General features: G+C 62.6%; 19 protein-coding genes and 1 pseudogene. 4 read left to right on the top strand and 16 right to left on the bottom strand.

Annotated features, from left to right (window positions below; all coding sequences use genetic code 11):
• The first annotated feature begins 19 nt into the window (after positions 1-19).
• A complete protein-coding gene (locus YUO_RS0102645) occupies positions 20-1,093 on the top strand; it encodes a tartrate dehydrogenase (RefSeq protein WP_028345907.1) in 1,074 nt (357 codons plus the stop codon).
• A gap of 78 nt (positions 1,094-1,171) precedes the next feature.
• Entirely contained in the window at positions 1,172-2,140 is a 969-nt protein-coding gene (locus YUO_RS0102640; RefSeq protein ID WP_028345906.1) for a tripartite tricarboxylate transporter substrate binding protein BugD, read from the top strand.
• Between the two features lie 5 nt (positions 2,141-2,145).
• On the opposite strand, the gene YUO_RS48440 is transcribed toward YUO_RS0102640, so the two are convergent.
• From YUO_RS48440 to YUO_RS0102615, 5 genes are all read right to left on the bottom strand, one after another.
• Complete coding sequence (locus YUO_RS48440) at positions 2,146-2,274, bottom strand: hypothetical protein (RefSeq protein WP_283806396.1); 129 nt, start codon at positions 2,272-2,274, stop codon at positions 2,146-2,148.
• 58 nt (positions 2,275-2,332) lie between these two features.
• Positions 2,333-2,809 (bottom strand): hypothetical protein, encoded by a 477-nt coding sequence (locus YUO_RS0102630; RefSeq protein ID WP_028345905.1) that lies wholly within the window; start codon positions 2,807-2,809, stop codon positions 2,333-2,335.
• 451 nt (positions 2,810-3,260) lie between these two features.
• Complete coding sequence (locus YUO_RS0102625; RefSeq protein WP_028345904.1) at positions 3,261-4,115, bottom strand: amidohydrolase family protein; 855 nt, start codon at positions 4,113-4,115, stop codon at positions 3,261-3,263.
• The gene (locus YUO_RS0102620) at positions 4,112-7,240 is read right to left on the bottom strand and encodes an efflux RND transporter permease subunit (protein WP_028345903.1); all 3,129 of its coding nucleotides are present in this window, start codon (positions 7,238-7,240) and stop codon (positions 4,112-4,114) included. The genes YUO_RS0102625 and YUO_RS0102620 overlap by 4 nt, the downstream gene beginning before the upstream one ends.
• Before the next feature lie 3 nt (positions 7,241-7,243).
• Positions 7,244-8,374, bottom strand: coding sequence for an efflux RND transporter periplasmic adaptor subunit (locus YUO_RS0102615; RefSeq protein ID WP_028345902.1), 1,131 nt, complete (start codon positions 8,372-8,374; stop codon positions 7,244-7,246).
• Positions 8,375-8,531: 157 nt separating this feature from the next.
• Here YUO_RS0102615 and xth point away from each other — a divergent pair, with 157 nt between their 5' ends.
• Complete coding sequence (gene xth / locus YUO_RS0102610) at positions 8,532-9,323, top strand: exodeoxyribonuclease III (RefSeq protein WP_028345901.1); 792 nt, start codon at positions 8,532-8,534, stop codon at positions 9,321-9,323.
• Between the two features lie 114 nt (positions 9,324-9,437).
• On the opposite strand, the gene YUO_RS0102605 is transcribed toward xth, so the two are convergent.
• Positions 9,438-10,289 carry a tetratricopeptide repeat protein gene (locus tag YUO_RS0102605; protein ID WP_028345900.1) on the bottom strand — a complete coding sequence of 284 codons (852 nt, stop codon included), beginning with the start codon at positions 10,287-10,289 and terminating at the stop codon, positions 9,438-9,440.
• Positions 10,276-12,000: a dihydroxy-acid dehydratase gene (gene ilvD / locus YUO_RS0102600; protein WP_028345899.1), complete on the bottom strand. Its 1,725-nt coding sequence runs from the start codon at positions 11,998-12,000 to the stop codon at positions 10,276-10,278. The genes YUO_RS0102605 and ilvD overlap by 14 nt, the downstream gene beginning before the upstream one ends.
• An 851-nt stretch (positions 12,001-12,851) precedes the next feature.
• Here ilvD and YUO_RS43575 point away from each other — a divergent pair.
• Positions 12,852-13,808, top strand: a complete 957-nt coding sequence (locus tag YUO_RS43575) for a calcium-binding protein (protein ID WP_051379186.1) — start codon at positions 12,852-12,854, stop codon at positions 13,806-13,808.
• A 601-nt stretch (positions 13,809-14,409) separates the two neighbouring features.
• Here the strand turns inward: YUO_RS43575 and YUO_RS0102590 are convergent.
• From YUO_RS0102590 to YUO_RS0102555, 9 genes and pseudogenes are all read right to left on the bottom strand, one after another.
• On the bottom strand, positions 14,410-15,672 hold the full coding sequence (locus YUO_RS0102590; RefSeq protein ID WP_235782608.1) for a YeeE/YedE family protein: 1,263 nt from the start codon (positions 15,670-15,672) through the stop codon (positions 14,410-14,412).
• Positions 15,662-16,588: a sulfurtransferase gene (locus tag YUO_RS0102585; RefSeq protein ID WP_028345897.1), complete on the bottom strand. Its 927-nt coding sequence runs from the start codon at positions 16,586-16,588 to the stop codon at positions 15,662-15,664. Before YUO_RS0102585 ends, YUO_RS0102590 begins: the two co-directional genes overlap by 11 nt.
• Positions 16,589-16,976: 388 nt before the next feature.
• Positions 16,977-17,137, bottom strand: a pseudogene (locus tag YUO_RS48835) (tripartite tricarboxylate transporter substrate binding protein BugD); the annotation flags it as partial.
• Between the two features lie 476 nt (positions 17,138-17,613).
• The gene (locus YUO_RS45890; RefSeq protein ID WP_156908446.1) at positions 17,614-17,781 is read right to left on the bottom strand and encodes a hypothetical protein; all 168 of its coding nucleotides are present in this window, start codon (positions 17,779-17,781) and stop codon (positions 17,614-17,616) included.
• A gap of 59 nt (positions 17,782-17,840) precedes the next feature.
• The gene (locus tag YUO_RS0102575; protein ID WP_028345896.1) at positions 17,841-18,809 is read right to left on the bottom strand and encodes a tripartite tricarboxylate transporter substrate binding protein BugD; all 969 of its coding nucleotides are present in this window, start codon (positions 18,807-18,809) and stop codon (positions 17,841-17,843) included.
• 33 nt (positions 18,810-18,842) lie between these two features.
• Positions 18,843-20,084, bottom strand: coding sequence for a threonine synthase (locus YUO_RS0102570; protein ID WP_028345895.1), 1,242 nt, complete (start codon positions 20,082-20,084; stop codon positions 18,843-18,845).
• Between the two features lie 126 nt (positions 20,085-20,210).
• Entirely contained in the window at positions 20,211-21,629 is a 1,419-nt protein-coding gene (lpdA, locus tag YUO_RS0102565; protein WP_028345894.1) for a dihydrolipoyl dehydrogenase, read from the bottom strand.
• 140 nt (positions 21,630-21,769) lie between these two features.
• Entirely contained in the window at positions 21,770-23,143 is a 1,374-nt protein-coding gene (locus YUO_RS0102560) for a pyruvate dehydrogenase complex dihydrolipoamide acetyltransferase (protein WP_028345893.1), read from the bottom strand.
• A 2-nt stretch (positions 23,144-23,145) separates the two neighbouring features.
• The gene (locus YUO_RS0102555) at positions 23,146-23,451 is read right to left on the bottom strand and encodes a DUF5076 domain-containing protein (protein ID WP_028345892.1); all 306 of its coding nucleotides are present in this window, start codon (positions 23,449-23,451) and stop codon (positions 23,146-23,148) included.
• Positions 23,452-23,453 lie beyond the last annotated feature (2 nt).

Genomic DNA, 23,453 nt, shown 5'->3' with positions numbered 1-23,453 from the left:
CGTTTCCAAGGAGAGTTCGATGCGTGAATATTCAATCGCCGCCATTCCGGCCGATGGCATCGGCCCGGAAGTCATCGCCGCTGGCGTCACTGCGCTCGAAAACCTCGCGAGGCGGCTCGGCGACGTGAAATTCAACGTCGAAACGTTCGATTGGGGCTCGGCCTATTATCGCAAGCACGGCGCGATGATGCCGGCCGACGGCCTCGCCACGCTGAAGAAATTTGATGCGATCTATTTCGGTGCGGTCGGCGCGCCCGACGTGCCCGATCACATCACGCTGTGGGGCCTGCGCCTGCCGATCTGCCAGGGGTTCGATCAATACGCCAATGTCCGGCCGACCCGGATCCTGCCCGGCATCACCTCGCCGCTTCGCCATGCCGAGGTTGGCGACCTCGACTGGGTGATCGTGCGTGAAAACTCCGAAGGCGAATATGCCGGCTGCGGCGGACGGGTGCATCGCGGCCTGCCGGAAGAAGTCGGCACGGAAGTCGCCGTCTTCACCCGGGTCGGGGTCCAGCGCATCATGCGCTACGCATTCAAGCTGGCGCAGTCGCGGCCGCGCAAGCTGCTCACGGTGGTGACAAAATCGAATGCGCAGCGGCATGGCATGGTGATGTGGGACGAGATCGCCGAGCAGGTCTCGAAAGAGTTTCCTGACGTCACCTGGGACAAGATGCTGGTCGACGCGATGACGGTGCGGATGACGCTGAAGCCGCAGAGCCTTGACACCATCGTCGCGACCAACCTTCACGCCGATATCCTGTCCGATCTCGCCGGTGCGCTCGCCGGCAGCCTCGGTGTGGCGCCGACGGCGAACATCGATCCGGAGCGGCGCTTTCCCTCGATGTTCGAACCGATCCATGGCTCGGCGTTCGACATCACCGGCAAGGGCATCGCCAACCCGGTCGCCAGCTTCTGGACGGCATCGCAGATGCTCGATCATCTCGGCGAGGCCGAAGCCTCGGCACGGCTGATGCGCGCCGTCGAGAAGGTCACGGGCGCCGGTATCACGACGCCCGATGTCGGCGGCACAGCGACGACCAAGGATGTCACCGCGGCCGTTGTGGAGGCGATCCATAGCTCCAATGTGTGAGGCCCGCACGGCGAACCGGTCGTGCGGCAAGAGGCCTGCGTTCAAAGCCAAACAAAACAAATTCTACGGGAGGCACGTATGAGGAAAACAGCCGTCATCGCCGCAACGCTTACGATGCTCAGTTCCGCCGCTTTGGCGCAGAACTATCCCAGCAGGCCTATTACGTTGCTGGTCCCGTTCGCCGCCGGCGGCGCCACCGACACGGTCGCGCGGGTGACCGCGCAATCGATGTCAAAACTCCTGGGCCAGACAATCGTCATCGAAAACGCCACGGGCGCCGGCGGCACGATCGCGGCCACGCGGGCCTCGCGCGCGGAGGCGGACGGCTACACCCTTCTGATCCACCATATCGGCATCTCCACCGCCGCCACGCTGTATCGCAAGCTGCCTTACGACACCAAGACGGCATTCGCGCCGATCGGCCTTGTCACCAATGCGCCGATGACGATCATCGGACGGCCCGATCTTCCGCCGAACACGCTCGCCGAACTCGTTACCTACATCAAGGCCAACGGCGACAAGATGACGTTCGGCAATGCCGGCCTAGGCGCCGCGTCGCACCTCTGCGGCATGCTGTTCATGACCGCGGTCGGCAAGGAAATCCTGACCGTGCCCTACAAGGGCAATGCGCCTGTGATGAATGATCTGATCGCCAAGCAGATCGACCTCTCCTGCGACCAGACCACCAACACCACGAGCCCGATCGCATCGAAGCTGGTCAAGGCTTACGCCATCACGACGAAGACACGGCTCGCGTCCATGCCCGATCTGCCGGCCGCCGACGAAGCGGGCCTGAAGGGCTTTGAAGTCGGCGCATGGCACGGCATCTATGCGCCCAAGGGTACGCCTGACGAGATCGTGCAAAAACTGTCCAAGACGCTGCAAGAGGCGTTGCGCGACCCGGATTTGGTGAAGCGCTTCAACGACATCAACACGGAACCTGTCCCGCAAAGCGAAGCGACGCCTGAGGCGCTGAAGACAAAACTGATCAGCGAGGTCGATCGCTGGGCGCCGATCATCAAGGCAGCGGGTCAGTTTGCGGATTGAGGCCCTCAAACCGTGCAGCCGTCGCCGAAGAGTGCCCGCGCATTGCCGCGCGCGATCTGCGCCGTGATCTTCGGCGGCAACTGCGCGAACCCCGCCCGAGAGCCGGCCAGTATCTCGCCATAGCTCGTGCGCATGAGCAAGCCGCGCCTCACGGCACTAGAGTGGCGGAGGCGCGTCTGCGTGTAAGGCCTCTTACGTACCGGGCGTTTTGACGACCAGTTTTATGTTCAAGAGGTTGACGCCCTTGAACGGGTTCGGCGCGCTTTCGATGGTGCCCGTGCCCGCAGCGTTCGCATAGGCACCCGTGCCCGAGAGGATCGTATATTCGCCGTTTGACCGGCCGTCTTTGACCGAGCCGGTGTAACGCGCCGTGATCGAACCCTCCTCGAACGTGTAGGTGCTGTAGCCGTAGAAAGATCCCGTGCCTTTGAGCAAGTCTGCGGAATTGACGAACTCTTTCACCCCGATACGGCCGTCCTTGAAGACGGCAACGCCGAACAATCTACCGGACGCGACCGTTTGGCCTTCGATGTTTGCTGCCTCTGTTATTTTGTAGTCGATTGGCTTGGTCACGAGCTTGAACTCAAGTACCTGCTCTCCGGCTAGAGCGGTCGACGCCGCAATGGTCAGAGCCACGCCAGAAAGGAAAATGGCGAGAGACTTGCGCATGTGCTCCTCCTGCGTTTGCTGGATTTAAAATGTGGAATGCCGTGCCTCGCCAGCGGCTGGCGTTCTGGGATTGTCCAGCATGCAGGCTCGGACACAACTATGGGTCTTAGCGACGGAAGAAAGGTTCAGCGCTTGATCTCGTGATCTTCGCCAGCAGGGGGCGGTCCCAAAAGCAATTCCATGCCAATTCCGAGCGCGGCAGCACAAATTCTGGTGCTTTGGCAGAACCCGGACCATGATCGCGCCAATGGCCCAGGAAACCTCCACAACCTCCTACGTCCTGCCATTTTCGGCGATGAAACCCGTCTTCACCGCGTGAGAACCGCCGCGCCCATCGGCGTCCCACAGATGTCGCTGTGCGTCAGGTCACCTCAATTTCGCTTCGACGATAGCGCTGGACGCAAGCTCTTGGCTGCGAGTTTGCGGATTGAGGCGACCTTCACGCTTCGGCTCAGCGCTCGGCGCCGAACAGCGCTCGCGCATTCCCATTGGCAATCTGCGCTGCGATCTTCGGCGGCAATTGCGCGAGCCAGGCGCGATAACCAGCGATGATCTCTCCGTAGCTTTCCCAGCGCTCGTTGATCCAGGTATCGGAGCCGAGCAGGAAGCGGTCGGGATAGCGCTCGAACAGCGCGCGCCATTCGGCCGTCAGCTTGCCGCTGCCGTTCACGATGCCGCCGCGGTAGGACAACTCGCCCCACAGCTTCGGATATTTCGACAACATCTCGGCGACTCGGTCGGTCGAGAGACCAAAACCGGTATGAGCCCAGATGATGCGGGCGCGCGGATTGTGGCGCATCAGGATTTCGACGGCCACGTCATCGGCATGGGCATGCAGATAGAGGTCGTGCTCGACCGCGAAATCGACGGTCTTCTTCACCCACTCGGTATCGGCCGCCTTGCCCGAGATGTGGAATTCGCCGATGCCGCGGTAATAGCCGCGTTTGAACTCGTCCTGCACGAGGTCGAAGATGAAGGGGTCGCCGAACCAGGTCTGGATGTCGGCGCGCACCCGATAGGGCCGGATGAACGGAACGATCCAAAGGCCCTGCGGCTTGGCATTCATGAGCGCATGCGTGCCGGTGTTCGGACGGCTGGTCGCGAGGATGCCGGTGACGCGGTGCTTTTTGAACAGCGCCAGCACCTCGTCGACGCCAAAATGGGGCTTTGGCTCCCAATTGTAGTGCAGATGGGCGTCGAAGATTTCGATCGGCTCATCGGCGTTGGCGCGATCGATCGTGCCCGCCACCCATGCGAGCGTGACCAGCAAGGCGATGAATCGCGATGTCCGCCCGAACGTCATCATTCGGCGGCGACCACGTGCGGCCGCTCGCCCTCGCCCGCTTCCTGCAGTTGCGGTTCGAGCTTGCGCCGCAGGCGGCGGTCGATGCGGTCGAGATAAATGTAGATGACAGGCGTGATGTACAACGTCAGCAGTTGCGACAGGCAGAGACCGCCGACCACCGCGACGCCGAGCGGCTGGCGCAGTTCGGCGCCGGCACCGGCACCGAGCGCGATCGGCAGCGTGCCGAAGATCGCGGCGAACGTCGTCATCATAATCGGACGGAAACGCAACAGCGCCGCTTCCCGGATCGCGTGTTCGGCGCTTAAGCCGACGCGGCGACGCTCCAGCGCGAAGTCGACCATCATGATGGCGTTCTTCTTGACGATGCCGACCAGCATCACGATGCCGATCATCGCAATCACGGACATTTCCATCCCGAACATCATCAGGGTCAGGATCGCGCCGATACCGGCCGACGGCAGGCCGGAGATGATGGTGATCGGATGGATGAAGCTCTCGTAGAGAATGCCGAGGATGACGAAGGCGGCGAACACGGCGGCGAGGATCAGGACGCCCTGCCCGCGCAGCGAATCCTGGAACACTTGCGCGGTGCCGGAGAATCCGGTGGCGATCGTCGCCGGCAGGTTCGAAGCCTGCTCCAGCTTGGTGATCTCGTCGACCGCGTAGCCCAGCGAATAGCCCGGCGCGAGGTTGAAGGAGATCGTCACCGCCGGCTGCTGCGCCTGGTGGTTGATCTGCAGCGGACCGACAGTCGGAACCAGTTTTGCCACCGCCGACAGCGGGATGGTCTGGTTGTTCTGAGTCTTCATGTAGAGCTTGGACAGGTCGGACGGATCGATCCGGAACTGCGGCTGTACCTCCAGGATGATCTGGTAGTCGTTCGACGGCATGTAGATGGTGCCGATCTGGCGCGAGCCATAGGCGTTGTAGAGCTGGTTGCGGACCTGATCGACGGTGACGCCGTAGACCGCGGCCTTCTCGCGGTCGATATCGACCGTCATCTGCGGGTTCTTGATGTAGAGGTCGGTGGTGACGTCGAGCAGGCCGGGCAGCCTCTCGATCTTCTCACGCATTTCCGGCGCCAGCCGGTACAGCGAGTCGGTGTCGCCGCTCTGCATCACGTATTGATACTGGCTCTTCGAAATCCGGCCGCCGATGTTGAGATTCTGGATCGGCTGGAAAAACGCCTGCATGCCTGGGACCTGCCGCGCCTTGCCACGCAGCCGCCCGATGATCGTGTTGAGGTTATCGCGCTCCTTTTTCGGCTTCAGAGCGATGAACAGGCGTCCATAATTCGCTGTCGGATTGGGGCCGCCCGAGCCGACAGTGGAGTTGATGTAGTCGATCGCCGGATCAGATCTGAGCACGTCGACCAGCGCCTGCTGCCGCTCCTTCATCGCATCGAAGGAAGTATCAGTGGCGGCTTCGGTCACGCCGATCAGGAAGCCGGTGTCCTCCTGCGGGAAGAAGCCTTTCGGCACGATCATATAGAGGTAGACGGTGCCGCCCAGCGTCGCCAGCGTCACCATCAGCATCAGGAATTTTCGGGCCAGCACCCAGTCAAGCGTCCATTCATAGGCGCGCAGCCAGGAATCGAACATCCTCTCGAAGATGCGGAGCACGATGTTCGGTCGCCTGTTCGGATCATGCGCCCGCAGCACGCGCGCGCACAGCATCGGCGTCAGCGTCAGCGACACGAATCCGGACACCAGGATGGCGACCGATACCGTCACCGCAAATTCGCGGAACACGCGGCCGACGATGCCACCCATCAGGAGCACCGGAATGAACACCGCGATCAGCGAAAAGGTGATCGAAATGATGGTAAAGCCGATCTCGCGGGCGCCCTTCAGCGCCGCCTCGAACGGCCGCATGCCATGCTCGATGTGGCGGACGATGTTCTCCAGCATGACGATGGCGTCGTCGACCACGAAGCCGACCGACAGCGTCATCGCCAGCAGCGTCATGTTGTTGATGGAATAGTCGAGCGCGTACATCACCGCGCAGGTGCCGAACAGCGAAATCGGCACCGCCAGCGCCGGAATGAACGTCGCGGACGCCGAGCGCAGGAACAGGAAGATCACCAGGATCACCAGCCCGATCGCGATCAAAAGCGTTTCCTCGACGTCGGCCACCGCCTGGCGGATCGAGATCGAGCGGTCCATCAGCACGTTGATCGAGACCGATGGCGGGATCTGCGCCCGCAGCACCGGCAGTTTGGCCAGGATGGAGTCGACCACCGCCACCGTGTTGGCGTCCGGCTGCTTCTGGATGCCGAGCACGATCGAACGGTCGCCGTTCAGCCAGCTCGCGATCCGCTCGTTCTCGACGCTGTCGTAGATCCGCGCCACCTCGTCGAGCTTGACCGGGGAGCCGTTGCGCCAGGCCACCACGATCTGGCGATAGTCCATCGCCTTATCCATCTGGCCCGAGGCCTGCAGCGCCACGTCCTGCTTCGGCCCGTTCAGCGTGCCGACCGGGGTCGAGGAATTGGCGGCCGAAACCGCACTGCGAATGTCCTCGAGCGATAGCCCGCGCGCCGCGGCGGCCTCCGGATCGGCCTGGACGCGGATGGCGAATTTCTGCGCGCCGTAGACGCTGACCTGGGCGACGCCCGGAATCTGCGACAGGGTCTGACCGATCGTGATCTCGCCATACTCGTTGACCGCCGACAGCGGCAGCGTCGACGAGCCGAGCACCACGAACAGCACCGGGAAATCGGCCGGATTCACTTTGCGGAAACTCGGCGGGATGATCATCTCCCGCGGCAACCGGCGCTGCGCGATCGTCAGCGCGGTCTGCACGTCCAGCGCGGCGGCATCGATGTTGCGGTTGAGGTCGAACTGGATGGTGATGGTGCTGGTGCCCTGCGAGGAGTTCGACGACATCGACGAGATGCCGGCGATCGTCGAGAGCTGGCGCTCGATGACGCCCGCAACCGAGGACGCCATGGTATCCGCGCTCGCGCCCGGCAGGGTTGCGGTCACGGCGATGGTCGGGAAATCGACCCGCGGCAGCGCAGAGACCGGCAACAGGCGAAAGCCGAAGATCCCGAACGCGATGATCGACGCCGTGATCAGCGTCGTCATGACCGGCCGGCGGATGCAGAGTTCGGACAGGGTCATCGGTTACGCCCCGGCCTTTTTAGCCCGCGGCTCGACCCGCGTTCCGTCAGACAGCAGCAATTGCCCGTCGACCACCACGCTTTCGTCGCCGGCGAGCCCCTCCGAAATCACCGAGATGCCCTGCGAGGTGCGGTCGACCGTGACGGGTTGGACCTTGGCGACCCCATCCTTGACCACGAAGACGAAATTGCCGCTCTGGCTGCGCTGCACGGCGACCGTCGGCACTACGATTGCGTCTTCGTTGCGGATGACGAGCTTGGTGGCGACCAGCGTGCCCGGCCACAACGTCTCATTCTCGTTGGCCATAATGCCGCGCACGGTGACCATGCCGGTGGTCGCGTCCACGGTGTTTTCGACCATCGCGACCTTGCCGGTCTCTGAACGCCGATGGCCCGGGATCATCGCGGTGACGGTGGAGATCCCTTTCGCCATCGACTCCCGCAAATCGACCAGCACGCGCTGCGGTACCGCAAATGTCACATAGACCGGCGCCATCTGGTTGATGACCGCAAGCGGGGTGGCATCGGCGGGGCGCACGAAATTGCCGGCCTTCACGTTGGCCGCGCTGATCCGGCCCGAGATAGGCGCGCGGATCATGGTGTAGCTTTTCTGGACCTTCAGGTTGTCCAGCGCAGCCTGATTGGCCTTGATGGTACCGGTCAGGATATCGGACTGTGTCCTGGCGTTATCGACGTTGACCTGCGTGGTCGCGCCCTTGGCGACCAGATCGTTGAAGCGGCGAAGGTCACGCTGCGCGCCCTCGAGCTGCGCCTGGTCCCTGGCGAGCACGCCCTCGGCCTGTTCGATCTGGGCGTCGATCTGGCGGCTATCGAGTGTGAACAGCAAGTCGCCCTGGTTGACCTTGGCGCCATCCTCGAAATGCACTGAGATGATGGTCGTTTCCAGCCGCGATTTCAGCGCCACGCTGGAGATCGGCGTCACCGTCCCATTGGCGTCGACATCGACCGGGACGGATTTGCGCTCCGCCTTTGCCATTTCGACCGAAACCGTCCGCGGCCGCTGCGGGGCTTGAGCGTTGCTGCTGCCGCCCATCCATGAGGAGCGGGTAATGAAGCCGGCCGCGGTAGCAATGGCGATGGCGCCGGTAACAACTATCAAGGTACGCTTTTTCATAATTTTCACGCTCGCCGGTCCCACAACGGACGGGACGGTTTACTCCTGCCCCTTGACGGCGATGTTTGCGCCTTATTCTTAAACGGTTATCACAGCCCGGCTGCACATGGTATGCCACTGCAGCAGAAATTGTGTAGTTACGATCCGGACAGAATTCATGCGTGTTGCAACCTGGAACGTCAATTCGATCCGGCAGCGGCTCGAGCATCTCATGACGTGGCTGAAAGACTGCTCGCCGGACGTCGTCTGCCTGCAGGAAACCAAGTGCGTTGACGACGCGTTCCCGCGGCTGGAGCTCGAGTCGCTTGGCTATAACGTCGTCACCCACGGCCAGAAGACCTTCAACGGTGTCGCCCTGCTGTCGAAACTGCCGTTCGACGAGACCAAATCGGGTCTGGCCGGCGACGATGAGGACGCCCATGCCAGATTCCTCGAAGGCGTGGTGACGCTGAAGACCGGTGTGATGCGGATCGCCTGCCTCTATCTACCCAACGGAAACCCGCCGGATACGGACAAATACCCGTATAAACTCAAATGGATGTCGCGGCTTCTTGAGTACTCGAAAGAGCGGCTGAAGGCAGAAGAGCCGCTGGTGCTCGCAGGCGATTTCAACGTCATTCCGGCGGCCGCCGACGTCTATAACCCCGCCGCCTGGGGTAACGACGCGCTGTTCCGCCCGCAAACCCGCGAGGCCTTCCAGTCCCTGCTCGGCCTCGGCCTGACCGATGCGCTGCGTGCGGTGACCGACGAACGGGGCCTCTACACCTTCTGGGACTACCAGGCGGGCGCCTGGCAGAAGAACTGGGGCCTTCGAATCGACCACCTCCTGCTGTCGTCGCAGGCCAGCGACCGCCTGACCGACGTCGGCATCGACAGCTACGTCCGCGCCTGGGAGAAGCCGTCCGACCATGTGCCGGTCTGGGCGGATTTCGATCTGGAGAAGGCTTGAGCGACAGAATAGTAGGGTGGGCAAAGACGCTCTTGCGCCGTGCCCACCATCTCTCGGAAGTCGTTGACGTGAATGGTGGGCACGCTACGCTTTGCCCACCCTACAAATCGACCGTCAGTCCCGCTTGCCCTGCACCCAGTGCTCGAGCATTTGCAACGCCGTGGCGCGGTCGTCGTCGGAGGCCTTGGCGAAGGCGCGATTGTAGCTTTCGCGGATCCAGGTCTCGTCGGGCGCGGCGTTGTCACGCGCCAGCGTCAGCCACATCAATCCGCGGGCGGCCTGCCGCGGCAGCCGGTCGCCGTTGAACAGCATCTGGCCGAGCATGGCCTGCGCCTGATGCTGGCCCTTCTGGGCAGCCAGACCAAGCCAGCGCGCCCCATAGCGGAAATCGTCCCGCGAGGCGTCCGGGGTCTTCAGGTAAAGCCGTGCCAGATCGTATTGCGCGTCGGCATTGCCGAAATAGGACGCGGCATAGGAGAACATCTCCCGGGCGCGTTCGGTGTCCGCCTTGATCTTGGAATTCGGGATGCCGTTGAGATAGTAGCGCCCCAGCGCCACGAAGGCGTTGGCGACGATCGCGGCCTGCGGCGCCGACGGGCTGTCCTCGGCATGCGCGTTGGCGATGCGGCTGAAATATTCGAAGGCGCGCAGGTCGTCCTGCACCACGCCATCGCCGTCAGCATACATCCGGCCGAGCTTCCACTGCGCGACGGGATGGCCACCCTCGGCGGCGTATTGCAGCGAAGTCAGCGAAGGCGCGTTGACCGCAGTCGCCGTAGCGGTAGCTGCCGCGGGCGCAGCCTTCTTCAGCGCCTGCGCCGTGACGGCCTGCGCGGCAGTGGGCTGGTTCATTATGGGGAGCGTGGCGTCCGGCTTCACCGGTGCGCCATCAAATGCGAATCCGGGAGCAGCCACTGGCGCGGCCCCCAACATCAACGCAAGAATTATACGCCTAGATGTCCGCATAACACTGTTTCTCGTGCGCACCGCCAGGATGGGTCACAGCCCCATCCACCGCCGGCCCAACCTGTTGGGCATATTTCCACAGCGCACCCGACGTATGGTTAGTCTGTCGAGGCAGCCATTTGGTTTTACGTTCGGCGAGTTCGGCGTCGGTCAATTTTACGTTAAGAGTTCCGGCCTCGGCGTCGATCTCGATAATGTCACCATTCTGCAACAGGGCGATCGGGCCGCCCACGGCCGCCTCCGGTCCGACATGGCCGATGCAGAAGCCGCGGGTGGCGCCAGAGAACCGGCCGTCGGTGATCAGGGCGACCTTGCCGCCCATCCCCTGCCCGGTCAGCGCCGCCGTCGTCGAGAGCATCTCCCGCATCCCGGGACCGCCGCGCGGCCCCTCGTAGCGGATCACGATGACCTCGCCCTCCCTGTAGGTCTTTTTCTGAACCGACTCGAAGGCGTCTTCCTCGCGGTCGAAGCAACGGGCAGGACCAGTAAATTTCAACTTCGACATGCCCGCGACCTTCACGATCGCACCCTCCGGCGCGAGATTACCCTTCAACCCGACAACGCCTCCCGTGACGGTGATCGGGTTGTCGGCGGACCGCACCACATCCTGGTGCGGATTCCATTTCACGCTCTTGAGATTTTCGGCGATCGTACGGCCCGTGACGGTAATGCAATCTCCGTGCAGGTGGCCATTGTCGAGCAGCGTCTTCATCAGAAGCGGAATGCCACCAACCTCGAACATGTCTTTGGCAACATAACGGCCCCCTGGCTTCAAATCCGCGACATAAGGAGTCTTTTTGAAGATTTCGGCGACGTCGAATAAGTCAAATTTTATCCCACACTCATGTGCGATCGCCGGCAGGTGCAGCGCAGCATTGGTCGACCCGCCGGAGGCGGCAACGACGGCGGCGGCGTTTTCCAGCGAGCGGCGGGTGACGATGTCGCGCGGGCGGATGTTGGCTGCGATCAGCTCCAGAATCTTCTCGCCGGCGGCGGCGCAAAACGCGTCGCGAATCTCGTAAGGCGCCGGCGCGCCGGCCGAATAGGGCAACGCCAGACCAATCGCCTCTGACACGGTCGCCATGGTGTTGGCGGTGAATTGCGCGCCGCAGGCCCCGGCCGAGGGGCAAGCCACCCGCTCGATTTCATCGAGATCGGCATCCGACATATCACCGACCGAGTGTCGGCCTACAGCCTCGAACATGTCTTGCACCGTGACCTGCTGGCCGCGGAAATTGCCCGGCAGAATCGAGCCGCCATAGATGAAGATCGAGGGCACGTTGAGCCTGACCATCGCCATCATCATGCCCGGCAGCGATTTGTCGCAGCCCGCGAGCCCGACGAGGGCGTCGTAGGCGTGGCCGCGGACGGTCAGCTCGACCGAGTCGGCGATGCACTCCCTGGACGGCAGGGACGAGCGCATGCCATCGTGGCCCATGGCGATGCCATCGGTCACGGTGATGGTGCAGAATTCGCGCGGGGTGCCGCCGGCAGCCGCGACGCCTTTCTTGACCGCCTGCGCCTGGCGCATCAGCGAGATATTGCAGGGTGCGGCTTCATTCCAGCAGGACGCCACGCCGACGAAAGGCTGGTGGATCTGCTGGGTGGTTAGCCCCATCGCGTAGAGATAGGACCGATGAGGAGCACGTTCCGGCCCCTCCGTCACGTGACGGCTCGGCAACCTCTTCTTGATGTCGGTCTTGGCGTCCATCAGCGGAACCTGTTCTCCCAGCCATCTCCCTGTCGGTCTCGGGAGCAATTTCCCGTCGCCTTTGCCTGCTGTGGCCAATCAGCTATGAAAGAAATGGTTTCATGGAGGGGTGTGGCCAAAAAGCGGCGCAAGCAAGAGGCGGGCGAGCCGGTTAACCAAATGTTCCCTTGTTGTTGTAGTCTCGCAACAATCGTGGCCCGGCGGCAACCATTATTCGGGCTTTCAAGTCCGCGGAACCCGTCGAAGAACCTCGTTCGAGGGAACCAGCCTCCAACCGGTCACAACCTGAGGGCGACGGCGAATGCAAGTCCAACGCGAGAATAGCCCGACGCGCCCAGACCGCCTCCAGCCTCGCCGCGAATCGGACAAGGCAGCTCGCGCGACATCCACGGCGCCTATCGAGGGTTGCGCTATTGCGCACGCCGAAAATTGCATCCCGTGCCATGCCTAGCGTTCGAAAGGGATCGCGTCATTTTTGTGCGACCGGCACTTTTTGCGCCAGTTTTCGTCACGCAATGATGCGGCTCGCAACGCGTGCACCATCGGCGCTTGTCATTCATATACGAGAGAGAACAACGCGGTACGCAACTATCGCAGATGTTTTCATCGCCGGCTGGAATTGAGGCGCACGCCCAAGGATCGGCGCGCCAACGCCTTTCGCGTCACCATATTGCCCCTGCACAGCGCAAATCCGCCGCGCACACGTCCAGCCACGGGCCCGTTTTGCTGTTTCTTCTTCGATGCGGGTGAAGGATCCTGCCTCACGTCCTTCCCGCGCGCATCACGCGAGGCTTTCCCAAAGTCCGTGGTCGTTTCTAGTCCGTGAGGCCTCTGAGTAAGAGGTTCGACTAATGGCACGCTTCAATCTGAACAGGTTCTTCGACGACGGCCGTCTCGATGATTTTTTAGCCCGGTTTACGGGCGGCAGCGCCGACCATGATCATCTGAACGGCACGACGGGCAACAACGTCTTGTACTCCGGTGCCAAGGCGGACTCGGTCGCCGGCATGGCCGGTAACGACACGCTCAACGCCGGCTCCGGCGACGACAAGGTGTGGGGTGGCTCGGGCAACGACAATCTCTCGGGCGGCTCCGGCGGCGATCTCCTGGTCGGCGGCTTCGGCGCTGACCGCATGGATGGCGGCTCCGGCAACGACGTGCTGCTCAGTCGGTCGGACGCCGGCGAGATGGTCGCGGCCCAGGACGGCACGACCCAGATCTTCGCGGAAGAAACCGCCGCGTTCAAGGCGGTCAACGACACCCTCACCGGCGGCAGGGGCGGCGACACCTTCCGCTTCGAAGGCATGGTGAACGCCAAGGACGAGATCGTCGCCAAGCATGTCAACGACGACGGCACCATCGACTGGGTTGGCGTCACCGGCGAGAACGGCGCCACGCATGATCACTGGGTCGACGGCTTCGGCAACGACGTGATCCGCGACTTCAACCGCGCCCAGGGCGACAAGATCGAAATCTCGGCGCACACCGCCGAGGTCAAGTCGATCGAGCACAAAGACAGCAACGGCGACGGCAGGAACGACTACAGCGTGATCACCGTCATCAGCCAGCAGGGTAATGCCGGCGCGCATGACGAGGATCTGCTCGGCACCATTACCGTCTACGGCAACCTGGTGAAGCAGAGCGACATCAACGTTACCCAAACCGTGTATGGCGCCTACGAGAAGGTTGGCGAACTCGGCGGCGCGCACTTCGATATCGAAGACGATGGCGTGCTGGCCGGTGGCGGCACCGACGGCGGCCACCACAACGAAATGACGGCGATGGCCAACATGGCCACCTACGCGTAAGCAGCGATCAAGGAACAAGGGCCGCCTCCAGACCCTTGTTCTGCAGCGTCCGGCGCCGACCAAGTCGGAGCCGGGCGCTGGACTGCGTCGGCGTCACAGCAAGCAGCCCGCATAAGCGCAGCGATATGCGGGACGCTCTGACGCTTGCAAACATCGCGGGGCCTGCCATAGGGCACGCTTGCGCGCGGCCGGTAGCGCGCCGGAGCTGGCGCCTGTTGCCAACAAAGCGATCATTGTATGAAAAAGCCCGGTTTGAACTCCGGCACGGGGTCCGGATCAATTTCGCTCAGTTCCACAGACAAGATGGTGTGCACTCAAGCTGCGCGCCGACTGCACGCTCCGCCGCCCCACACCGCCTTTAGCTTTCGAGCGCATCCGTACCGTTGACGATGTCTGACGCGATCGGAACGTGCCAAGCCCTGAGGTCAGCGCGACTTCCCGGTGGTCGTCCCTGAGAGATCCGTACCGAAACGCCGACTGACGCGGAAGCCATCTTCCAAGCTGAAACGTCAAAAACGCGTAAGGCAAACGCAGTCCGGCACTCAAACAACTTCCTGAAATCACTTGCAAGGGCCGGCCGCCAGCCCTTGCACTCCGACTTTCAACCTAGCGCCCCGATGCGGCGCCCCACGAGCAGTGTGGCGGCGATGCCTGTGAACACCGCCACCGCGAAGACCCAGCCTGAGAGCGCTCCGGCCATGATGCCGGAAAGCAACGTGCCGATCGTGCAGCCAAGGCCTGTCATGGCGCCCCAGCCAAGCAGAATGCCACCGATCACGCCGCGGCTGGCCTGACCGGCGGTCGGCCGCTCCGGCTTGAATTGGCCGGATACGAATGCGGCGGCAAAGGAAGCGACAACGAGCGCTGCGATGAACGCGCCGTTATTGGAAACGAGACCGTCGCGAATGACGGTGACACAGCCCCGCAGCGTATCAAGTCCCTCAAGCCTGCCGGTCGAGAGACCTGTCACCGAGGCGATCTGACGCGCGCGGCTGCCAATCTCTGCGGTGACGCCCAGCGGCGCGACGCGCAGATACGCCACCATGCCGATAACGCCAACGATCGCTCCGCCGATCCAGGCTGGCCAGCGATGGATCAGTATCTTGCGCCAGGGCGTATCGTCTACTGGCTGAGAGCGTTGCTGGCCGCCGCGCGACAGCCAGAGCGCGACGAGAGCGAGCATGATCAGGCTCGCCACCAGCGTGCCGGCATAGCCGACCCAGTGCGGCAGCCACACTATGGGCGCGCCAACGATCTGGGTCAGGTAGAGCGTATTCCAGCTCATGAAGCCGAGAATGAAGCCAATCACCGTGCCGATCAGCGCGAAAGGCGCGGTCGCCGATCCCTCGCCGAGGCGATAGAGGTGCGCGCTGACACAGGAGCCTGATATCGCCATACCTGCACCGAATGCGAGGCCGGCAACCGGCAGGACGAGGCTCACCGGGCCTATGAAGGCGTCCGGCGGCAGCCGGCCGCTGGACGGATCGGGCAACCACGCCCCGAACACGACGGCATAGCCGACGATGCCGACCGCGAGCGCCACGAGGATTCCGAACAGGCCACGCGGATCGCCACGGTCGAACCAGTCGCGAAAATTGCAGAAGAAGCAGAAGCGCGAGCGTTGCAGGACAATGCCGAAGGCTGCGCCCAAGAGAAGCGAGAGCGAAAGACCTGGCTGGCGGTTCAGGTGGAGCACGTAAGCCAGCGCCGCCAGCACCACCAGAAGCGCAGCCGAGACCAGCAAGCGCACGAGTGAGGGCACAAATGCGAACGACGCCGGGGAGCCCGGCGCCGTTGCGGTCTGCGGCGCATCGATGCGATGCGCGTAAGCCTTGTCCTGCGATGTCAGCGCTTCACTTGCCACCCCAGACGGTCCCTGCCACGTTGACGACGGGCAAGCCAACCGTGTTTCCGTATTCGGTCCACGAGCCGTCATAGTTGCGCACATCATAGCCCAGAATCTGCGAGAGCACGAACCAGGTGTGGCTGGAGCGTTCGCCAATGCGGCAGTAGACGATGATCGGCTTCGAATCATCGATGCCCGCTGCTGCATAAAGCTTCTTCAATTCGTCAGCCGACTTGATCGTGCCATCCTCGTTCACGGCGCGGACCCAGGGAACGTTGATCGCACCCGGGACGTGGCCGGCGCGCACCGACAGCTCCTGCGAACCCGGAGGAGCGAACACCTTGCCGGAATATTCGTCCGGCGAGCGGATGTCGACGATGGTCGCATTGCTCTTCTTCGACACCGCGTCGTTCACGTCGGACAGCCGCGCGCGCAGCTTGCTGTTGGGCTCGCCGATGGAAACCTGGCTCGGCGCTACCGAGGCCACACGGCTGTCGAAGGGACGCTTGTCAGCCTCCCATTTCTTCCGGCCGCCATCGAGCAGCTTTATGTTATCGAAGCCGTAGCTTTTGAAAATCCAGGCGCCCCAGGCGGCAAACCAGTTGTTGTTGTCGCCGTAGAGGACGACGGTCGTATCCTTGTCGATGCCGAGCTTGCGGACGAGGTCCTGAAATTTCTCCTTCGTAGCGATGTCGCGGCGGACCGTGTCAACCAGATCCGTGTGCCAGACAACGTTCTGCGCATTGGGGATATGGCCGCGTTCGAACAGGCCCGGTTCGACGCTCACCTCGACGACACGCACCTTGGGATCGCTAAGGTTCTTCTCCAGCCATTCGCCGTTGACAAGTGGGCCTTTCGGCGTTTGTGCAAGCGTCGGGCCTGCAAGGCCGATGACGGTGAGTGTCACCGCAGTGAATAGCGATGCTCGTTTCATGGGAGGCTCCTGATAATGAGTTAAAGCGTTCCGTGCAAATGGATCGTCAGTATGATCGCGGCCAGGCTATCCTGACGGCGAAAAGCGCCACTGCAGCGGAGGCCAGTCAATAGCTGCATTCCGGGCAGACAATGAAATTCCATGCATCTCCAACAGACGGAAAGAATTGAGGCACCACCTGCGTCAAAACGCAATTGACTATCTCGGCTGTGGCAACAAGTCGCGCTGGAGCGGCTGCCCAGCGTTCAGTGACGACAGTGCTTCGAACAAGCGGCAAGGGCCATGCAGCCTCACCGGGGAGCGGCGGATGAAGTTAGACGGCCGCCGGTTACACGCCCCACATACGTAAGCCATCGTGACACATCATGAGCAAGCGCGCAGCGCCGGGCTAATCCACCTTGACGTTGGCCGCCTTGATCATCGGCCACCATTTTGTGATCTCGGCCTTTTACCAGGCGCCGGCATGAGCTTGTCCTTGGGCGGCATCTGCAGGCCGAGATTTTCAAGCTGTTCGCGTACAGCCGGATCGTTCAGTCTCTTGATGCAAGAACCTTGCTAATCCGCGAACCGTCCATATCAACGATCCGGAATCGCCACCCCTCCCAAGCGAACTGGTCGCCAATGGCAGGGGTATTCTGCCGAGTAGAGCAATCGCAAATCCTGCAAGCGTGTGAAAGTCGCCTTCCGGCCTGCGACCGATATTGAGACGAATCAGAACTCGACAGTTCCATTCCGTTCGACGCTGATCGATTCTGTGTGATCTGCCGACTCCGCAAGGCTCGCACGCATTGATGCAACGAGCCAGATTTCGCTGCTCGTCGATCTCAGGGAATGTGTGCTTGAAGGTTTGTCGCTCATGATCGACACCGACTAAATGGCCAGCGACCGGTGACTAGTGATATGGCATTTGGTCACTCGCGACTGGGGAACAACAGGTCGTAGGTCCGATCCATGGACAGCTTAGACTAACCGCTGCAGTCCGAAGAGATCGGACAAATCAGCACACTTACCAACCCATTTTCGCGCTATTTCTTTTCAGGCGAGGAGACCGGCGGAAGGTCAGCATCGCTGGTCACGTCCTTAGTCCCGCCCAATTCACCGCCGGTGAGAATGAATACCGCCGCAGCCAAGGCGATGACTCCGCCGAGGATGAGTCCGATTGTGCCCTTGGATCGGTTGTCGTTTTCAGCCATCGTACGCTCCGTATAAGAGCGTTAAACGTCCGCACTCCCCTTAGGTTCCCTGCCTGGAGCTAATCCACCTTCACATTGGCGGCCTTGATCATCGGCCACCATTTTGCGATTTCGGCCTTTTGCCAGGCGCCGAGCGCTTCCGGCGTTAGCTTGTCCTTGGGGGGCATTTGCAGGCCGAGGTTTTCAAGCTGCTTGCGCACCGCCGGATCGTTCAGCGCCTCCACCGTCGCCGTATTCAGCTTGGCGATGACGTCCTTCGGCGTGCCCTTTGGAACCCAGAGGCCGGACCACAGCGTCATGTGAAATCCGGGCAGCCCCGCCTCATCCACGGTCGGGATGTCGGACGCGGATTCCACGCGCTTGCTATCGGTAATGGCATAGGCGCGGATATTGCCCGCGCGTACCTGCCCGATCGAGTTCGAGGTCTGGTCGACGATCATATCGATCTGTCCGGAGACGAGATCGTTCATCGCCGGTCCCGTGCCGCGATACGGCACATATTGCAGCTTGATGCCGCTGACGTTCTCGAAATAGAGCCCGGCGATATGGCTGCCGGACCCGGCGCCGGCGGTGCCCGCGATCGGCGCGGCCGGCTGCGCCTTCAGCCATGCCAGAAATTCCTTCAGTGAGGTTGCGGGAACCGCCTTCTTGCTGACGATGATCATCGGGTTGCTCGGCAATAGCGCGACCGGCTCGAGATCGGTGACGAGATCGTAGCCAAGCTTGTAAACCGCGCCATTGGCAACGTGGGTGCCGAGATGGCCAAAGCTGATCGTGTAGCCGTCAGGCGGCGATCGCACCGCGCGGCCGACGCCGACCGAACCGCCCGCCCCGGTCACGTTCTCGACCAGGACCTGCTCGCCGAGCGAGGCCTTCATGCGCTCGGCGAGAATCCGCGCCATCGCATCCGACGGACCGCCGGCGGAGAATGGCACAATGATGGTGACCGGACGCGAGGGAAAGCTTTGCGCTGCCCCAACACCACCGAACGCCAGCACTGCAATCGCGGCCAGAATGATCTTTCGCATCTCATGCTCCCATCACATTCCGCCGCGCGATGGTCAGAGTTTTGCGTAGTCGATCGGCTGGTGGCGATCGAGCGTGCGCGTGACCGGCGGCAGCGGATATTTAAGCCCTGTCGCGCAATTGAACAGCATGACGCGATCGTTTTTCGTCACGCGGCCGTCGGCAAGGCTTTGCTGATAGGCAGCATACGTCGCCGCCCCTTCCGGACACAACAGCAGGCCCTCCTCGCGCGCCACTTCGTTGAGCGCAGCAGAAATCTTCTCGTCCGACACCGCGATCGCAAATCCCTTGCTCTCGCGGACCGCGCGCAGGATCAGAAAATCTCCGACCGCCTGGGGCACGCGGATGCCGGAGGCAATGGTGTGGGCATCCTCCCAGCGCGGGGCGTGCTCGGTGCCGTTCTCGAAGGCGCGCACCATCGGCGCGCAGCCGGACGCCTGCACCGCGACCATCCGCGGCCGCTTCGCGCCGATGAAGCCGATGGCTTCCAGTTCGGCAAACGCCTTCCACATGCCGATCAGGCCGGTGCCGCCGCCGGTCGGATAGAAGATCACGTCGGGCATCTCCCAGCCGAGCTGTTCGGCGAGCTCGAGGCCCATCGTCTTCTTGCCTTCGATCCGGTAAGGCTCCTTCAGCGTCGAGGTGTCGAACCAGCCGGCTTTTGCCTTGCCCTCGCCGACGATCTTGCCGCAATCGTCGATCAGACCGTTGACGCGATAGACGGTGGCGCCCTGCAGCTCGATCTCGCTGACGTTCACCTCCGGCGTGTCGGCGGGGCAGAAGATCGTCGTCTTGATGCCGCAGGACGTCGCGTAGGCCGCGAGCGCCGCGCCCGCATTGCCGTTGGTCGGCATCGCCATGTGCTTGATACCAAGCGCCTTGCCCATCGACACCGCCATCACAAGGCCGCGGGCCTTGAACGAGCCGGTCGGCAGACGTCCTTCGTCCTTGACGATGATCTCGCCGCCGCCGAGCTTTTTCGCAAGCTTCGGCAGCCGGATCAGCGGCGTCGTCACTTCGCCGAGGCTGACGATGTCCGTGACCTTACGCACCGGCAGCAGTTCGCGATAGCGCCACATGTCGGCTGGACGCTGCGCGAGGGCTTCCTTGGTCAGCGCCTTCTTCACGCCAGCGAGGTCGTAGCGCACCAGTAGCGGCTTGCCGGCCTTGGAAAGATTGTGGATCTGGTCGGCCTCGTACCGATCGCCTTCCATCGCGCATTCGAGATGGGTCACAAACGTCGGGCGTTCAATGGTCAAATTGTCGTTGTCTTTCACGCTTCGTTTCTTTCTTATTGAGCGATCTCGTTGTCCGTCATTGCGAGGAGCTCTTGCGACGAAGCAATCCATAGCGCCGCAAGCGGATAGATGGATTGCTTCGCTTCGCTCGCAATGACGGCGGCATCAGATATTCAGCACGCGGCCGTAGGCATCCAACACGGCCTCCTTCATCATCTCGGACAGCGTCGGATGCGGGAATATGGTGTGCATCAACTCCTCTTCCGTAGTCTCCAGGTTCATGGCGACCACGTAGCCCTGGATCAACTCGGTCACCTCCGCGCCGATCATGTGGGCGCCGAGCAATTGCCCCGTCTTCTTGTCGAAGATCACCTTGACGAGGCCCTGGTCCTCGCCTAGCGCGATTGCCTTGCCGTTGCCGACGAACGGGAAACGGCCGACGCGAATCTCGCGGCCGCCCTCTTTCGCCTTCGCCTCGGTCAGACCGACGGAGGCAATCTGCGGGTGGCAATAGGTGCAGCCGGGAATGAGGTTCTTGTCCGTGGCGTGCGGATGCAGGCCCTTGATCGCCTCGATGCAGACGACGCCTTCGTGCTCGGCCTTGTGGGCGAGCATCGGCGGACCTGCGACGTCACCAATAGCATAGATGCCGGGGACATTGGTCTTGCCGTAGCCGTCGATCACGACGACGCCGCGGTCGGTCTTGACGCCGAGTTTTTCCAGGCCGAGGCCCTCGACATTGCCGACCACGCCGACCGCCGAGATCACCCGCTCGAACTCGACCGTCTGCGGCTTCTTGCCGTCGTCGATGGTGGCGACCACGCTGTCGGCCTTCTTCTCGAGCTTCGTGACCTTGGTATCACTGAGAATCTTGATGCCCTGCTTCTCGAACCGTTTTCGCGCGAGGCCAGCGATTTCCGCATCCTCGACCGGGAGGATCTGCGGCAACACCTCGACCACGGTGACGTCAGCACCCATGGTGTGGAAGAACGAGGCGAACTCAATGCCGATCGCGCCGGAGCCGACCACCAGCAGCGATTTCGGCATCCGATCCGGCACCATCGCCTCGAAATAGGTCCAGACCAGTTTCTTGTCGGGCTCGAGCCCCGGCAGCACGCGCGGCCGCGCGCCAGTGGCGATGATGATGTGCTTGGCCTGATAGGCGCCCTCGCCCAACGCGCCTTTTGGCGCCTCGACCTGCGACTTCTTCACTGTGACCTTGCCGGGCGCGTCGATCGACGCATCGCCCCAGATCACCGTCACCTTGTTCTTCTTCATCAGGAAGCCGACGCCGTCATTCAGCCGCTTCGAGACGCCGCGCGAGCGCTGCACGACGGCCTTCGGATCAAACGAGATCTTCTCGGCGGAAAGGCCGTAATCCTTGGCGTGCTGCATGTAGTGAAAGATCTCGGCGGAGCGCAGCAGCGCCTTGGTCGGGATGCAGCCCCAGTTCAGGCAGATGCCGCCGAGATAAGATTTCTCGATAATCGCGGTCTTGAAGCCGAGCTGCGCCGAGCGGATCGCGGTGACGTAGCCACCGGGGCCGGAGCCGATGATGATGACGTCGAAGGAATTGTCGGCCATGGCTATGTGCTCGTTATCGTGGTGCGACCATCACAGTTCTCCGTCATTGCGAGGAGCCCTTGCGACGAACCAATCCACCTTGTCGCCGATGCGATGGATTGCTTCGCTGCGCTCGCAATGACGGTGCGGTTATCCTCGCCTCATACCATCATCATGACGGGGTTTTCGATCAACTGCTTGAAGGCGCCGATCAGCTCGGCGCCGAGCGCGCCGTCGATCGCCCGGTGATCGCAGGACAGTGTCACGCTCATCACTTGCGCGATCTCAATCTTGCCGGCACGCACCACGGGACGCTCCTCGCTGGTGCCGACCGCAAGGATCGTCGCGTGCGGCGGATTGATCACGGCGGTGAAGTGGTTGATGCCGTACATGCCGAGGTTGGACACCGCCGTGGTGCCGCCCTGGTATTCTTCCGGCTTCAGCTTGCGCGCCCGCGCGCGCGCGGCAAAGTCTTTCATTTCGGACGAAATCGTGGAGAGTGTCTTGGTCTCGGCTTTGCGGATGATCGGCGTGATCAGGCCGCCGGGCATGGCCACGGCCACGCCGATGTCGGAGTGCTTGTGCTTGACCATGCCGCCATCGGTCCAGCTCACGTTGCAATTCGGAATCTTTTGCAGCGCGACCGCCATCGCCTTGATGACGAAGTCATTGACCGAGAGCTTGTAGAGCGGCTTCTTTTCCTTGTCCTTGGGGGCTGCGGCGTTGATCTCCTCGCGCGCGACCAGGAGCTTGCCGATGTCGCAGTCCATCGTCAGATAGAAATGCGGCACGGTCTGCACCGACGCGGTCAGCCGTTGCGCAATGGTGCGGCGCATGCCGTCATGCGGCACGATCTCGTAGGAACCTTCCTCGAACAGCGCCAAAATCTGCTTGTCGGACATCCCGGGCGCAAACGCGCCCATAGGCGCAATGCTCGGACCCGCCGCAGGCGCGGCGGCCGGGGCTTTCAGGCCCTTGCCGGATTTCGCATCCTCGACGTCGCGGGCGACGACGCGGCCATGCGGGCCCGAGCCGTTGATGCGCGAAAGATCGATGCCCGCATCCTTGGCGAGACGGCGCGCGAGCGGCGACGAGAAGATGCGGGCCTGGCCGTTGCCCTTGGCAGGCGCCGCCGCCTGAGGGGCAGGCGCGGAAGCCGCTGCGGGCGGAGGTGTTGGCGCCGCTGCCGCGGCAGCAGGCTTAGGTGCTTCCTTGGGCGCTTCTTTGGGTGCCTCCTTGGGCGCTTCAGCAGCCTTCGGCGCGGGCGCGGCGCCTGCCGCCTTCACATCCTCGTCGTCGCCGGCCAGCACCGCGATCACGTCGTTGACGGGGACATCCTGCGTACCCTCCGGCACCAGAATCTTGGCAATCGTGCCCTCGTCGACCGCCTCGACTTCCATCGTCGCCTTGTCGGTCTCGATCTCGGCGATTACGTCGCCGGACTTGACCTTGTCGCCCTCTTTCTTGAGCCACTTGGCAAGGTTGCCCTTTTCCATCGTGGGCGACAGCGCGGGCATCAAAATGTTGATCGGCATCGTCAGTGACCCTGTTGCGACCGGGGCGTGGTGGAGCCCATGTCGGTCGGCCGGTTGATTTCGGCTTCGAACATCTCGACGATGCGCGCGAGCGCCTCGTCCTCGGTGTAGCCACTCTCGCGCGCATAGGCGCGGGCGGCGTGGCGGGCGATATCGACCAGCAAGAGGCCCCACATGTCAGGTTCCTCGAAAGCGCGCTGGAACGCGATCGAGAGCCCACCATCGACGACGAAGGCGCGCAGGACTTCAACGGCGTCCTCGCGGCCGATCACGTCCGGCGGCAGCGGTTGTTCGTTCGGACCGGCCATGG

Source organism: Bradyrhizobium murdochi, from assembly GCF_000472965.1.
Classification (GTDB): Bacteria; Pseudomonadota; Alphaproteobacteria; order Rhizobiales; family Xanthobacteraceae; genus Bradyrhizobium; species Bradyrhizobium murdochi.
This window is presented reverse-complemented; position numbering and strand designations above follow the sequence as displayed.

Coding starts and splice junctions, on each gene's coding strand:
- YUO_RS0102640 (WP_028345906.1), top strand. CDS start 1,172: ATGAGGAAAACAGCCGTCATCGCCGCAACGCTTACGATGCTCAGTTCC.
- xth (WP_028345901.1), top strand. CDS start 8,532: ATGCGTGTTGCAACCTGGAACGTCAATTCGATCCGGCAGCGGCTCGAG.
- YUO_RS48440 (WP_283806396.1), bottom strand. CDS start 2,274: ATGCGCACGAGCTATGGCGAGATACTGGCCGGCTCTCGGGCGGGGTTC.
- YUO_RS0102585 (WP_028345897.1), bottom strand. CDS start 16,588: ATGAAACGAGCATCGCTATTCACTGCGGTGACACTCACCGTCATCGGC.
- YUO_RS0102555 (WP_028345892.1), bottom strand. CDS start 23,451: ATGGCCGGTCCGAACGAACAACCGCTGCCGCCGGACGTGATCGGCCGC.
- YUO_RS0102560 (WP_028345893.1), bottom strand. CDS start 23,143: ATGCCGATCAACATTTTGATGCCCGCGCTGTCGCCCACGATGGAAAAG.
- lpdA (WP_028345894.1), bottom strand. CDS start 21,629: ATGGCCGACAATTCCTTCGACGTCATCATCATCGGCTCCGGCCCCGGT.
- YUO_RS45890 (WP_156908446.1), bottom strand. CDS start 17,781: ATGGCTGAAAACGACAACCGATCCAAGGGCACAATCGGACTCATCCTC.
- YUO_RS0102575 (WP_028345896.1), bottom strand. CDS start 18,809: ATGCGAAAGATCATTCTGGCCGCGATTGCAGTGCTGGCGTTCGGTGGT.
- YUO_RS0102615 (WP_028345902.1), bottom strand. CDS start 8,374: ATGAAAAAGCGTACCTTGATAGTTGTTACCGGCGCCATCGCCATTGCT.
- YUO_RS43575 (WP_051379186.1), top strand. CDS start 12,852: ATGGCACGCTTCAATCTGAACAGGTTCTTCGACGACGGCCGTCTCGAT.
- YUO_RS0102625 (WP_028345904.1), bottom strand. CDS start 4,115: ATGATGACGTTCGGGCGGACATCGCGATTCATCGCCTTGCTGGTCACG.
- ilvD (WP_028345899.1), bottom strand. CDS start 12,000: ATGGACGCCAAGACCGACATCAAGAAGAGGTTGCCGAGCCGTCACGTG.
- YUO_RS0102605 (WP_028345900.1), bottom strand. CDS start 10,289: ATGCGGACATCTAGGCGTATAATTCTTGCGTTGATGTTGGGGGCCGCG.
- YUO_RS0102630 (WP_028345905.1), bottom strand. CDS start 2,809: ATGCGCAAGTCTCTCGCCATTTTCCTTTCTGGCGTGGCTCTGACCATT.
- YUO_RS0102620 (WP_028345903.1), bottom strand. CDS start 7,240: ATGACCCTGTCCGAACTCTGCATCCGCCGGCCGGTCATGACGACGCTG.
- YUO_RS0102645 (WP_028345907.1), top strand. CDS start 20: ATGCGTGAATATTCAATCGCCGCCATTCCGGCCGATGGCATCGGCCCG.